General features: G+C 52.7%; 12 protein-coding genes. All 12 read left to right on the top strand.

The genetic code is table 11. The features are described from left to right. Positions 1-21 precede the first annotated feature (21 nt). The 12 genes from ABKW30_RS22625 to ABKW30_RS22570 all read left to right on the top strand — a co-directional run bounded on the left by ABKW30_RS22625 (position 22) and on the right by ABKW30_RS22570 (position 13,958). Positions 22-855 (top strand): ABC transporter permease, encoded by an 834-nt coding sequence (locus ABKW30_RS22625; protein ID WP_348601194.1) that lies wholly within the window; start codon positions 22-24, stop codon positions 853-855. Next, positions 855-1,643, top strand: coding sequence for an ABC transporter permease (locus ABKW30_RS22620; protein WP_348601193.1), 789 nt, complete (start codon positions 855-857; stop codon positions 1,641-1,643). Before ABKW30_RS22625 ends, ABKW30_RS22620 begins: the two co-directional genes overlap by 1 nt. Positions 1,644-1,672: 29 nt before the next feature. Beyond that, entirely contained in the window at positions 1,673-2,539 is an 867-nt protein-coding gene (locus tag ABKW30_RS22615; protein ID WP_348601192.1) for an NADPH-dependent oxidoreductase, read from the top strand. A gap of 189 nt (positions 2,540-2,728) precedes the next feature. Next, positions 2,729-3,316: a TetR/AcrR family transcriptional regulator gene (locus ABKW30_RS22610; RefSeq protein WP_348601191.1), complete on the top strand. Its 588-nt coding sequence runs from the start codon at positions 2,729-2,731 to the stop codon at positions 3,314-3,316. Between the two features lie 65 nt (positions 3,317-3,381). Continuing rightward, complete coding sequence (locus ABKW30_RS22605) at positions 3,382-4,575, top strand: efflux RND transporter periplasmic adaptor subunit (RefSeq protein ID WP_348601190.1); 1,194 nt, start codon at positions 3,382-3,384, stop codon at positions 4,573-4,575. An 11-nt stretch (positions 4,576-4,586) separates the two neighbouring features. Next, positions 4,587-7,727 carry an efflux RND transporter permease subunit gene (locus ABKW30_RS22600; protein ID WP_348601189.1) on the top strand — a complete coding sequence of 1,047 codons (3,141 nt, stop codon included), beginning with the start codon at positions 4,587-4,589 and terminating at the stop codon, positions 7,725-7,727. Between the two features lie 211 nt (positions 7,728-7,938). Continuing rightward, positions 7,939-9,678, top strand: a complete 1,740-nt coding sequence (locus ABKW30_RS22595) for an ABC transporter ATP-binding protein (RefSeq protein ID WP_348601188.1) — start codon at positions 7,939-7,941, stop codon at positions 9,676-9,678. Between the two features lie 17 nt (positions 9,679-9,695). Next, on the top strand, positions 9,696-10,385 hold the full coding sequence (locus ABKW30_RS22590; protein ID WP_348601187.1) for a 4'-phosphopantetheinyl transferase superfamily protein: 690 nt from the start codon (positions 9,696-9,698) through the stop codon (positions 10,383-10,385). Between the two features lie 343 nt (positions 10,386-10,728). Beyond that, entirely contained in the window at positions 10,729-12,369 is a 1,641-nt protein-coding gene (locus tag ABKW30_RS22585) for a phosphoethanolamine--lipid A transferase (protein WP_348601186.1), read from the top strand. After that, positions 12,345-12,746: a diacylglycerol kinase gene (locus ABKW30_RS22580; RefSeq protein WP_348601185.1), complete on the top strand. Its 402-nt coding sequence runs from the start codon at positions 12,345-12,347 to the stop codon at positions 12,744-12,746. The genes ABKW30_RS22585 and ABKW30_RS22580 overlap by 25 nt, the downstream gene beginning before the upstream one ends. Before the next feature lie 49 nt (positions 12,747-12,795). After that, positions 12,796-13,458 carry a response regulator transcription factor gene (locus tag ABKW30_RS22575; protein ID WP_348601184.1) on the top strand — a complete coding sequence of 221 codons (663 nt, stop codon included), beginning with the start codon at positions 12,796-12,798 and terminating at the stop codon, positions 13,456-13,458. After that, the gene (locus tag ABKW30_RS22570; RefSeq protein WP_348601183.1) at positions 13,455-13,958 is read left to right on the top strand and encodes a sensor histidine kinase N-terminal domain-containing protein; all 504 of its coding nucleotides are present in this window, start codon (positions 13,455-13,457) and stop codon (positions 13,956-13,958) included. The genes ABKW30_RS22575 and ABKW30_RS22570 overlap by 4 nt, the downstream gene beginning before the upstream one ends. Positions 13,959-13,975 lie beyond the last annotated feature (17 nt).

The raw sequence follows: 13,975 nt of genomic DNA, 5'->3' as shown, positions 1-13,975 counted from the left end.
CACGATGGCGTGCGATAGCGAATGACAACGATTTCCAACACCATCTCGACCGCTTCGGTTGAAAGCCGAAGCGGTCGACGGTTTGTGACTGCAAGGCGGGTGCGGGCAGCTTTGGTGGCTTTCCTTCTGCCAATCGGTTTGATCGCCACCTGGTGGATTGCATCCGACAGGGGCTGGTTACCCGAACAGATCCTGCCATCACCGGCCTATGTCTATTCTACATTGGTTGAGATGATCGGATCCGGAGAAATCCTTTATCATGCGGGCGTCAGTCTGCGACGTGTAGTAACAGGATTTTTCTTCGGCGCTGTCGTTGGCCTTGCTTTGGGTATGGGTATGGGCCTGTCGCAACGGATCGATGATTATGTTCGCCCTCTCTTTCTTGCTTTTGCCCAAATCCCGACCCTTGGCTGGATTCCCTTGCTGATGCTCATCTTCGGCATTGGTGAAACGCTGAAGATCATCGTGATTGCCAAGGGTGCACTCGTTCCCATGGCAATGAATACGTCTGCAGGCATTCGCTCTGTACCTGCCGATCTTGTCGAAGTAGGGCATGCCTTGCGCTTCACGCGCTGGCAGACCTTGCGACTTATTGTTCTGCCAGGGGCAGCCCCGGCTGTGTTCACCGGGATTCGCTATGGACTTACACACTCATGGACGGCACTTGTCGGAGTCGAGCTCCTCGCTTCGTCCGAGGGGCTCGGCTACCTGCTCGTGTGGGGAAGGCAAATGTTCTGGCTCGATGTGGTGATGGTCGCAATGATCGCCATTGGCCTTATCGGTTTTGCCATGGACAAGGGTCTTGATGTTTCAGAAAATTACCTTCAGCGCTGGAAACATGGAGAGGCAGACTGATGTCAATTCAAACAGTGCTGCAAACCCGCAGGGCAGTGAAGATCCGGCGAGGGCTGACTATTCCCCTGTTGCTGCTCATTGCATGGGAGGTATCAAGCCGTACCGGCATTGTCGATCCTCGATTTCTGCCGTCCTTGGAAAACGTATTCCTGACGGCAAAACGCGAACTTATAGATAATGATCTGATCGGAGAGCTTGGTGTCAGTCTCTTTCGCAACATTGCGGGGTTTCTGATCGGTTCTGTCATCGGGGTTGTTTTTGCAACTTTGCTGGCCCTGTCTCGCATCGCCGACGCTCTGATCACCCCAAGCTTCAACGGCTTGAAACAAATATCGCTTTTGGCGTGGATACCTCTGATCTCGATCTGGTTCGGTTTTGGGGAACAGGCAAAGATTGTGTTCGTTGCTATTGCTGCCTTTGTCCCGGTTGTGCTCAATACGTACGAGGGAATGCGCAATGCGCCACGCGATCTGATCGAGGTCGGGCATGCACTGAAGTTCACACCTTTCCAGCAGATTACGCGAATATTCCTGCCGTCCGCATTGCCGTCCATCGCAACAGGCGTTCATCTGGGCTTGATTTATTCCTGGCTTGCAACGGTCGGGGCAGAGTATTTTCTGGCGATTGGCAGAGGCGTGGGCAGCCTGATCATTGCCGGCCGCGAGCATTTCGATATGGCGCTGGTGATGGTTGGGGTGTTTATTCTTGGCTTGGTGGGCTTTGCGTTGAACAGGCTCGCGGCCACTGCAGAGGCATACCTGTTGCGTTGGCGCGTTACGAGTGAATGAGCAGGCAGTCTGTGCGTTGAGGGATGAAAATGATGTCTAAAGCTACCAAAGACACTGATGAGTCGACAGCGACAGGCAGCCGCGTTACCGAATTGCTTCGTGCACGCTACGGTGCTTCCAACGCTTTTCCCGATGCGCTGGCGGCAACAGATGTAATTGAAGCGCTTCTTTCACATCGCAGTGTGCGTTTTTACCTGCCTCAACCGGTTCCATCCACCACCCTTGAGCTTGCAATAGCTGCGGCGCAATCTGCTTCCAGCTCATCAAACCTTCAGGCATGGAGTGTGGTTGCTGTTGAGGATACAGCACGCAAGGCGCGGATCAACGCAGTGGCCGGCAATCAAAACCAGGTCGAGCAGGCACCACTCCTTCTTGTCTGGCTCGCGGATCTTTCCCGTGCACGTCGTATAGCAACCGCGCGCAGTGAGCCATCGAGCGGGCTGGACTATCTTGAAAGCTTTCTTCTGGCAGTTATCGACGCAACATTGGCAGCACAAAATGCGGTAACAGCCTTTGAATCGCTTGGACTTGGCACCTGTTATATCGGAGCAATCCGCAATGATCCTGCAACAGTCGCCAAGGAACTCAACTTGCCTGATGAGGTATTTCCCGTCTTTGGGCTAACAGTCGGCTACCCGGATCCTGCAATAAAAACCGACATCAAACCACGTTTGCTGCAATCCAATGTCCTGCATAGCGAGCACTATGAACGCGATGCAGAGACTGGAGATCTGCAACGTTATAATGCCGTCCTGCATACCTTTCAAAAAATCCAGCTTATGCCTTCCATCGATTGGACCGAGCAGGTCAGCCGCAGGATTGGTACAAAAGACGCGTTGAAAAACCGCCACGAGCTTTTGTCGGTGGTGAGAAAACTGGGGTTCGGCCTGAAATAATCCGATCCCCTGCGACACCGTCATCTGCTTCTCTTATATTTCTGACGCGCAACGTTTGTACAATTTACGAGTGTATGCGAGTCAATTCACTGTTCACATTTCCGGGAGCGCTTCATTGCGCAATTGACTTTCTGATGAGAAAAATTACAAACCATCCGGTCGGAAATAAATAATCGGGCAATTTTCTTTATGGGCCGCAAGCGTGTTATCGATCAGGAAGAGATTCTGAATGCTGCAGAATTTGTGGTGGTACGTGATGGTGCCGCTCACCTGACACTGGACGCAGTTGCTGAAAAAGCCGGCATCAGCAAAGCCAGCGTGATCTATGACTACAAGACCAAACAGGCATTGATCCAGGCGGTCATCGAACGCCGCGTTGCAAATGACAAAGCCTTTCTTCAGGAATTGACGGACGGTCTTGGTGATATGCCGAGCGCCGTGATGCGCGGACTTCTGCTGGCTTCAGCAAATCCACCGCCGGATGACACCCGCGCCGTTGCAGTAAACCTTTGCTCCGCTTTGGCACAAGATGCACAACTGAGATCCGGCATTCAAAAGGAGCAAGCGACGATAATTGCCCGGATCACGGAAACCTCTACCAGCCCGCGGGGTGCACTGCTTGCTTATCTGGCTCTGGAGGGCCTCAAAATCCTCGAATATCTCGACCTGCACAGCTGGCCCGAGAAAGAGCGGCGCCGCATTTTGCGTGAAATCAACTGGCTTATCGACGTTGAGCCGCAAGCGGGTAAAAAATTGCCCGAGATACAGGCATCCTAGACGTCACCCGAACCACTTCCTTCCCATCGTCATCCTCCCAAGATGAATATCACGGAAACCAACCCATGAACGCGACACGAATTGCCTTTGCCTTGCTTCTCCCTCTGTTTGCCGCCGCCTGCAGCGAGTCGCAAAGCTCAGCCGAAAAGGCCCCGGCCCCACCACCTTCTCCCGTAAGCTTCGTTGCTGTAAAGGCTGAACCGATGGCTGTTACCAACGAACTTCCGGGGCGTATCGCACCCACAAGAATAGCCGAGGTCCGCCCGCGTGTATCCGGTATTGTTGTCGAGCGCGTCTTTGAACAAGGCAGTCTGGTGAATCAGGGAGACATACTCTACCGGATCGATCCTGCGCAATTTCAGGTACAGGTACAGAGCGCCGAAGCGACGCTTTTGAGAGCAAAATCCGTACAATTGCAGTCGCGTCAGCAGGCTGACCGGCAGAATTCACTGAAGTCCGGCAATTTTGCAAGTGCGCAGGCCCTGGACAATGCCATAGCCGCGCTGGCACAGGCCGACGCGGATGTCGCGGGCGCCGAGGCCAACCTTGCTGCAGCAAAACTTAATCTGCAATATGCGGATGTCAGAGCTCCTATCAGGGGGCGTATCGGACGGGCCATGATTACAGAAGGGGCGCTTGTCAGCGCCAACAGCACTGAAAATCTTGCGACCATTCAACAGCTTGATCCAGTCTATGCCGATTTTACCCAATCATCGAATGATCTCATCCGCCTGCGCAAGGCATTGGCTGCGGGAGCAATTGTCAGTGCCGGCGACGGAGCAGCGCGGGTCAATCTGAAACTTGATGGTGGCGATCAATACAAGGAAGCCGGAAGGCTGCTGTTTTCGGAAGCTGCGGTCGACGAAACCACCGGCCAGGTGACATTACGCGGAGAATTTCCCAATCCTGATGGCGATCTTCTGCCTGGCATGTATGTCCGGGTCCAGATCGAGCAAGGCGTTCAGCAAAATGCGATTGCCGTGCCTCAACAGGCTGTCCAACGTGATACCGGCGGCAATGCTCAGGTCTATGTTATTGACGACAATGACACAGCCCGGATCAGGCCAGTGCGCGTCGGCCGGGTTATCGACGATCGCATCATTATTGATGAAGGCATTGCGGCCGGTGACCGGGTTATCGTCGAAGGTTTTCAAAAGATCAGGCCAGGTGCGGACGTGAAACCGTCGGAATGGATCAAGGGCGGCGCGGCTTCGGTTGATAACGCCGGAGCTTCTGCAACGAAACCACGCCAGGGTTAAAGGCCAGTCTCATGCCACAATTTTTCATTGAACGCCCCATCTTTGCATGGGTGGTTGCGATATTCATTATGCTTGCGGGCGTTATCTCGATTCCCTTCCTGCCGATCGCGCAATATCCAAGTGTGGCGCCACCTCAAATCTCGGTCAATACCAGCTATCCGGGCGCCTCGCCGGAGGACATGTACCAAAGTGTGACCAAACCCATCGAGGAAGAGCTCAATGGCGTTGAAAACCTGCTCTACTTTGAATCCACCTCGGACTCTGCGGGCCGGATCACCATCACTGCAACATTCGAACCCGGAACAGAGGTCGGACAGGCATCCGTCGATGTGCAGAATGCTGTCCGCCGCGTCGAGCCACGGCTGCCGCAATCCGTTACGCAACAGGGTATTCGGGTCGACAAGGCAGGCAGCGGCTTTCTTATGATGGTTGCGCTGAGTTCAACAGATGGTTCTGTCAGTGCGGTCGGCCTTGGTGACTACCTCAGCCGCAATGTTCTCAGTGAGCTTAAACGCATTGACGGTGTTGGTAGTGCACAGCTCTTCGCAACACAACGCGCAATGCGTGTCTGGATTGATCCTGACAAGATGGTCGGACTCAATCTGACATCTGACGATGTCACGCGAGCAATCGCAGCCCAGAACGCGCAGGTAGCGGCGGGCCGCATCGGTGCACAGCCAAATCCAGCAAACCAGCAGATATCCGCAACCGTTCTTGTTCGGGGACAGTTGGCATCTGCCGAGGAGTTCGGGGCAATCGTGTTACGCGCAAACCCGGATGGATCTTCTGTGCGTCTGCGCGACATTGCCCGTATCGAAGTCGGAGCGGAGAGCTACACATTTTCCACGCGGCTCAACGGCAAACCAAGCGCTGCTATCGGCGTCCAGCTCTCGCCAACGGGAAATGCATTGGCAACATCGAATGCCGTGCGGGATAAAATGGCAGAGCTGTCACGATATTTCCCGGCAGGGCTCGAATATTCTGTACCATACGACACCTCACCCTTCGTCAAGGTTTCTATCGAGAAAGTTATTCACACGCTGCTTGAGGCCATTGCGCTTGTCTTTGTGGTAATGTTCCTGTTTCTGCAGAACTTCCGCTACACGGTTATCCCGACACTTGTTGTGCCGGTGGCACTGCTCGGCACCTGTGCGGTAATGCTGGCGACAGGTTTTTCCATCAATGTGCTGACCATGTTCGCCATGGTTCTGGCCATTGGTATCCTCGTCGATGATGCCATTGTCGTGGTGGAGAACGTCGAGCGTATCATGGCACATGAGGGCCTGTCGCCAAAGGAAGCAACCAAAAAAGCCATGAAACAGATCAGCGGTGCGATCATAGGCATCACACTGGTTCTGACCGCAGTTTTCGTTCCCATGGCATTTTTCCCGGGTGCAGTTGGCGTCATCTACAGGCAGTTCAGCCTGACAATGGTCGTGTCGATTCTGTTTTCCGGCTTCCTTGCCTTGTCTTTGACACCGGCGTTGTGTGCCACTTTCCTCAAGCCCATTCCCGAAGGCCACCACGAGAAGAAGGGGTTCTTCGGCAAGTTTAACCGTGGATTCGACCGCACGTCCCATAAATACTCGTCAACAGTCGGCTGGTTGATCAAGCGCTCCGGCCGCTTCATGCTCGTCTACGTTGCTTTGCTCATTGGATTAGGATGGTCCTTTATCCAATTGCCGTCAGCGTTCCTGCCAAATGAAGATCAAGGGTTCGTCCTCGTGGATATGCAGACACCCGCCGAAGCAAGCTCCAACCGTACGAGCAGTGTGGTCAGGGATGTCGAGGCAACATTCGAAAAGGAAGCGAGCGTGGACAGGATGGTTATGATCAGCGGCTTCAGCTTCTCCGGTGCTGGTGACAATGCAGGTCTTGCCTTTGTAACTTTGAAAGACTGGAGCGAGCGCAACGCGGAAAACACTGCCGCGGCCATTGCAGGCAGAGCCAATGGTGCGCTGTCACAGATCAAGGATGCCATTTCTTTTGCCCTGTCTCCCCCACCGATCCAGGGACTTGGCACCTCCAACGGTTTCACCTTCCGGTTGCAGGACCGTGGCGGTCAGGGCACCGCTGCTCTGCTGGCCGCGCAAGCCCAGCTTTTGGCCGAGGGCGCAAAAAGCAAGATTGTTACCGGATTGCGTGTCGAGGGCATGCCCGCCGCGGCACAAGTCAATCTTGTAATAGATCGCGAGAAGGCCAACACATTCGGTATTACTTTTGCAGATATCAATTCAACGATCTCGACCAATCTCGGATCATCCTATGTCAATGATTTTCCCAATGCCGGACGCATGCAACGCGTGACGGTTCAAGCGGACAGCGGCAATCGCATGAAGACCGAGGATTTGCTCAAGCTCAATGTGCGCAATGCCAGCGGAGGGATGGTTCCCCTTTCGGCATTTGCCAGCGTTGAGTGGTCGAAAGGTGCAGCGCAACTTGTCGGTTACAACGGGTATCCCGCAGTTCGTATCGGTGGCCAGGCAGCGCCCGGATATTCCTCAGGCGCAGCTATAGCCGAAATGGAAAGGCTTGCTGCCGACCTTCCTCAAGGATTTGGCTACGAGTGGACCGGCCAGTCACTCCAGGAAATCCAGTCCGGTTCGCAGGCACCGTTCCTGATAGCGCTTAGCATCATCTTTGTCTTTCTGTTGCTTGCCGCGCTCTACGAAAGCTGGTCAATTCCGATCTCGGTCATAATGGTCGTTCCACTTGGTGTTATCGGTGCAGTCGCTGCCGTTATGCTCCGTGATATGCCCAATGACGTGTATTTCAAAGTTGGCCTTATTGCCATTATCGGCCTGTCTGCAAAAAACGCGATCCTGATCATCGAGTTTGCGAAGGATCTGCGCGCAGAGGGAAAGTCTCTTATGGAGGCGACTATCGAAGCATCACATCTGCGTTTCCGGCCGATCATCATGACTTCGCTGGCATTCACTCTTGGTGTTGTCCCCCTGGCGATTGCTACAGGTGCCAGTGCGGCCAGCCAGAACGCAATTGGTACAGGGGTTCTCGGTGGCATGATTTCTGCCACGATCCTTGCCATCTTCTTCGTGCCGGTCTTCTTCGTATTTGTGATGAAGCTTTTCGGCACGACCAGGGATCGATCAAGGGCGCAACGACCCGGCCCACTGGCTGAACCCGCCGAATAGCCCTTCCAACCGCTTCGAAAATGGCGCCCACCGGCGCCATTTTCGTTCAAATTGCGGCGATTTCGTACCAGCGTCCATTGAAAGATGACTGTTTTTATCAATTTTCCCTCTATGTTCGTCGATTTTATTGGGTTAAAGGCATGGATGTGTTACCTCAGCGTTGTGCCTCGACGTGTGCACAATCGTCTTCCCACAGTTTTATGCGTGCAATATGATCAGACGTTTCTTCGCCTATTACGCCCCTTACAAGGGTTTGTTTGCGCTGGATTTTTCCTGTGCAATCTTATCAGGACTGCTGGAACTCGGGTTCCCCATGGCAGTGCGCAGTTTCATTGACGTCTTGCTGCCCGGTCAAAACTGGACATTGATCCTTTTGGCGTCTTTCGGCCTGCTTGCCGTCTATTTGTTCAATACCGGTTTGAATGCAGTCGTCGTTTATTGGGGTCACAAGCTAGGCATCAACATTGAAACCGAGATGCGACGTAAAAGCTTTGACCATCTGCAAAAACTTTCATTCCGTTTCTATGACAATCAGAAGACCGGTCACCTTGTCGGCCGTGTGACGAAGGACCTTGAAGAGATAGGCGAGGTTGCCCACCACGGTCCTGAAGATCTCTTCATCGCGGTCATGACATTCATCGGTGCATTCTGGCTGATGGTCTTCGTCAATCCGCTGCTGGCGGTTCTGACACTGATCGTAGTCCCCGTGGTCGTATGGGGTGCCGGTCAATATGGTGGCCGCATGACGAAGAACTGGCAAAGTCTTTATAGCCGCGTTGGCGACTTCAATGTTCGCATTGAGGAGAATGTTGGCGGCATGCGCGTGGTTCAGGCGTTTGCCAATGAAGAGCACGAGCGCTCGCTGTTTGCCCGTGATAACGCACGCTATCGTGAGACCAAGCTTGCCGCCTACTGGATTATGGCTGCCAGCACATCTCTGAATTATATGAGTATGCGACTGATACAGGTCATCGTTATGATCGCCGGGAGCTATCTCGTGATCACAGGACAAATGACGAATGGCGGATTTGTCAGCTTTCTCCTGCTTGTTGCTGTCTTCGTGCGTCCTATCGAAAAAATAAACGCTGTCATCGAGTCCTATCCCAAAGGCATTGCAGGTTTCCGTCGCTACACCGAGCTTCTCGACACGGCTCCTGATATTGCCGATCGTGCAAACGCCCTGGCGGTATCCAACCTCAAGGGTGATATTGCCTATAACAATGTCACATTCGGATATTCGGCAGACCGCGACGCGCTGCGTGACATCAACCTCACGATAAAAGCAGGCGAAACCGTCGCTTTTGTTGGCTCATCGGGCGCCGGAAAAACCACACTCTGCTCTCTGCTGCCACGGTTCTATGAGGTAAATTCCGGAAGTATCAGTCTCGATGGCATCGATATTCGCGATATGACTTTGGCTTCATTGCGTAGCCAGATAGGCGTCGTTCAACAGGATGTTTTCCTGTTCGGCGGGACTATTCGGGAAAACATCGCGTATGGCCGCCTTAATGCGACCGACGGGCAAATCGCCGAAGCTGCCCGCCGGGCTCGACTGGATGAGATGATTTCATTGCTTCCCGCCGGCTACGACACCGTAATCGGAGAGCGCGGCGTCAAGCTCTCGGGCGGTCAAAAGCAACGGCTTGCCATTGCACGCATGTTCCTGAAAAATCCGCCAATCCTCATTCTGGATGAGGCAACTTCAGCCCTGGACACCAAGACCGAGCGAGAAATTCAGGCGTCCTTGACCGAACTTGCCGAAGGGCGGACAACTCTCGTTATCGCTCATAGGCTCGCAACCATTCGTAATGCAGATCGCATCGTTGTCGTTGACGACGCACGCATTCAGGAACAGGGCACCCACAAGCAATTGCTCAAATCAGATCGATTTTATAAGCGGCTTTACGATGCCCAGTTTGGCGAAAACAATCCGTCCACTCTGGCGAGCTAAGGGATTGCGAGCCTGTTATGGAATTCTCCTCCACCATATCGCTGGAAGAACTCGCAACACGAAACCTGAACGAAAAAAATGATTACTGTCTGCTTGCGCCGCGCAAACTGGCAGTACGCATAGATCAGGCAATTTTGACCGCAACTGAATTTGAGCGCATGCAGTTGTTTAAGTTCGAAGCTGATCGTGAACGCTTTCTGGTTGCACATGGCTTGAAGCGGATCGTTCTCGGCAAAATATTCCAGTGTAGTCCGCATGATATCCCACTGGCACCCGGCCCAGGAAACAAACCGTTTGCCCAAGGGGGAAAATGTCATTTCAACTTGTCCCATAGTGGCGATTGGATTGCCATGATCCTCTCGTTCACCACCCAGGTTGGTATCGATGTCGAGCGGCCCAGGCCGACAGAAGAGCTTCCATTTGCTCTCGTTTGTCATCCTGACGATCGTTTTCAGCTCTCACTTGAAACCACAGACCAGAAATTCTACGCGAGCTGGACGCTAAAAGAAGCCATATCAAAATGGGATGGACGCGGTCTGGACAGGCCCTTTAACGAAATTCGCCTCGAAGTTGCTCCTGACAATACTTACCTCGGGCATCATGAGGGGATGACATGGCATGCCAGACATACCGTACTTCATGATGGTGCTCATTTGGCATATGCCAGCGAACAGCTTCTGAAGCCATGCCATATGTTAATCGGCTAATGCTCGCCTATTGCTGCTGGAAAGAAACCGTCGCCATTCTCGTGCGGTGCCTGAAGTCAAGTTTCGCGGCCAGCGGAACCAGCGAAAGCGTCGCAACAAGCCCAACAATCAGGCAGATGCCATAATTCACTCTAAACTTCATATCTTGGTCCACATTAAAACAATGCGGACATTTTCTTCATAAAAGCTGACACAGACCTGAAGCCTCGGATTTCCGGATGGATCTGACCAGCGAATTATTTCCTCCTTCAGCTTCCTGTCAGGAAAGAAGACGACTGCTGCGGCCAATCCGAGCCGCTTTCGTTGCGGCATTTTTGACCTGTGTCGTTCAAGGAAGTCGCCCATGTCAGTCGCACTAAATCATTTCGAAAGCCGTTTGATCCGTCCGCAAATTGGAAGTGTCAGCTTAAGCGTACTGGTTGCGATCTTTCTGATCACAACCGCCAATACCACCTTCTGGACAAAGGCCACCAATCTGATGGACGGTCAGACAGCAGCGCTGATCTATCTGGCATTTGGGCTTATATGTGCGTTCATAGCCCTTTGCGTGTCATTTTCACTGAAGTATCTCATTAAGCCGTTTTTCATTGTTTTGATATTTTTCAGTGCATCTACATCATGGTTCATGGACAGCTATGGTACCATCATCGATGTCAACATGCTGCAAAGTGCAATCGACACTACCAATGCGGAAGCCGGGCATTTAATTACTCCGGCCTACATCTGGCACATGTTTATCTTCGGGCTTATCCCAGCGCTTCTTGTGGGCTGGATGCGGATTAAACACAGGACGTATCTGCAAAAAGTAAAATGGAACATGATCGTCATAATACCTGCGCTTGTTTTTTCCTTGGTCGCGGCGCTCTCTCACGCAAGTACGTATTTGTCGCTTGGGCGGGAACATCGCGACTGGTTTGCAACTTTAAATCCGATCGCGCCCATAGTGAATGTAGTCAAGCTGACGATACGAACGACGAGCAATCACAATATCGTCGTGCAATCGCTTGGAACCGACGCCCGGATTGTTCCCGCTTCGCCAGCCGGTAAACCGCGCGTAACAATCGTGATCGCAGGGGAAACTGCCCGCGCAGAAAGCTTTTCGCTGGGTGGCTATGGGCCAGTCACCAATCCGGAGCTGGCAAAGCAGGATATCACCTATTTTCCGCAAACGAGCAGTTGCGGCACAATCACCGAGGTTTCACTGCCTTGCATGTTCTCCGCTTATACACGCAAGCAGTATACCCATCGCAAAGGTCTCGAAACCGAGAACCTTCTGGATGTACTCGGCCATGCCGGGATCAAGACGGAGTGGTGGGATAACAACACCGGCGATAAAGGCATAGCCGATCGCGCTGCCTATCAACCCCTTTACAAGTCCGGCAGTGCGAAGTTCTGTAAGGATGGCGAATGCCTCGACAGCATTCTTCTCGATCAGCTTGATAGCTGGCTCGACAATGTCAAATCGGATTCAGTGCTGGTCATTCATCAGCTCGGCAGCCATGGTCCGGCCTACTACCTGCGCTATCCTGACGAGTTCCGCCACTTTACACCGGATTGCCGTACATCCGAATTTGCGAAATGCGCCAGGCAGGAGATCATAAACTCCTACGACAATACCATTCTCTACACTGACCATATTATCTCGGCCGTGATTGACAGGCTCAAGGCACGGGAAACCGGTCTGTCCCCCTCCATGATCTATATGTCCGATCATGGAGAATCGACCGGCGAGTATGGGCTTTATCTTCATGGTGCACCCTATTTCATGGCACCCACGCAGCAGACCCATGTCCCGTTTATTCTCTGGCTCGGCCAGGCGGCAAAGTCAGAAATTGATACCAAATGTCTGGCCGCCGAAGCCGCAAGATCACACTCGCACGACAATCTCTTTCATACTGTCCTCGGCATGATGCACGTTGAGACAACGGTCTGGGACAAGGCGCTGGATACACTTGCGTCATGCAGAAAGGGATTATCATCGTGAGTGACAGCCCATACTTTGAAAAGAAAACTGGATTTCGACATCTATTTGCTGCTGCGCGCTATTCCCTGAAAGGAGCAGCGCGACTCATTCAGGAGTCAGCTGCCAAGCATGAGATCATTGCTTACATTGCCACGGTGACATTTTTCTCGCTCATCGGAGCCAGTCTTCTTAACTATCTGATCCTGACAGCACTGTTTCTTCCAGTTCTTGCTATCGAAGCTTTGAACACAGCGATCGAAGAGATTGTCGACCATATATCGCGGGATTACTCGATCGCTGCGCGAAATGCCAAGGATCTTGGTTCATTTGCAGTTTTCTGCACTCTCGGGGTCAACGTTGTGTTTATAGCATACACCGCATTCGATTTGCTGATCTGAACTTAATAAGATATTGAAAGCAAAGACATAACAGTGCCGGGGTTCAGGTTTGCGGGTTCTCCTTGTCGAAGACGATCAAACCCTTGGTGGGGCGGTGCGTGACCATATCGCAATCACTCACCACGCCGTCGACTGGATGCAAACAATTGATGATGCCCATGCGTCCGTCAGGGTTGTGGAATATGGCCTCATATTACTTGATCTGAGATTACCTGATGGTAGCGGCATTGATTTTCTCAGAGGACTACGTTCGAAGAACAATGCCACACCGGTTATCATTCTTACTGCCCACGACCAGATTTCCGATCGTATCGAGGGATTGAATGCCGGGGCTGATGATTATCTCGTCAAGCCGTTCAACCTCGACGAATTGACCGCGCGCATGCTCGCCGTCACACGGCGTCACTCGGGCAATTCAAACTCTACAATTAAGGTCGGCCCTCTGCGTATCAATACGGCTGACAGAACTGTCTTTTCTGAAGGGCAGGAAATCGTATTGTCAGGACGCGAATGGGCAGTACTCGACAAGTTGCTCTTGCGAGCCGGCGCTATTGTGTCCAAATCTCAGATCGAAGAAGCACTTTATGCCTTCGGCTGGGAGGTCGAGAGCAACACGGTTGAAGTATATATCAGTCGCCTGCGGAAAAAGCTTGGGCGCGAGCATGTCACCACGATACGCGGGGTTGGCTACAGGATCGAAGGCCGTTCATGAAAAATCGCAGCATGACACGCCGGCTGATTTTTTCGCTCACAGCCACACTGATCGTTTTTTGGCTCCTGGCTACGACGGCTGGCATGTTTGTCATGCAGGATGAATTCGGAGAGATATTCGACGGCTCGCTTCAGGCGACAACAGAGCGTCTAACGCCGCTTGTTGTCGACGATCTTCTACAAAACGCTCAGATGCCTGGGGCACGCCGCCTTCAGAACCTTAATGAATCCACCCATAAGGGTTATCTGACCTATCAAGTTAGGGACGCGACAGGCAAAGTCATTCTTCATTCGCACGACGTCTCCCCGACGCCCTTCGTTGCACCCTTGAAACGCGGCTTCTTCCAGGATGATGTTTCGCGATTCTATACAGTTCCTGCGGCCAACAACACTATCTTCGTGCAGGTCGCAGACTCTATGGCACATCGCACAGAAGCAGCCGTAGAAGGCGGTCTGGCGCTACTTCTGCCTGTTTTGGTGCTTATCCCGGCCAGTATATAGGTATATGGCTTATTGTT

The sequence above is a fragment of the Phyllobacterium sp. SB3 genome (assembly GCF_040009165.1).
Classification (GTDB): domain Bacteria; phylum Pseudomonadota; class Alphaproteobacteria; order Rhizobiales; family Rhizobiaceae; genus Phyllobacterium.
This window is presented reverse-complemented; position numbering and strand designations above follow the sequence as displayed.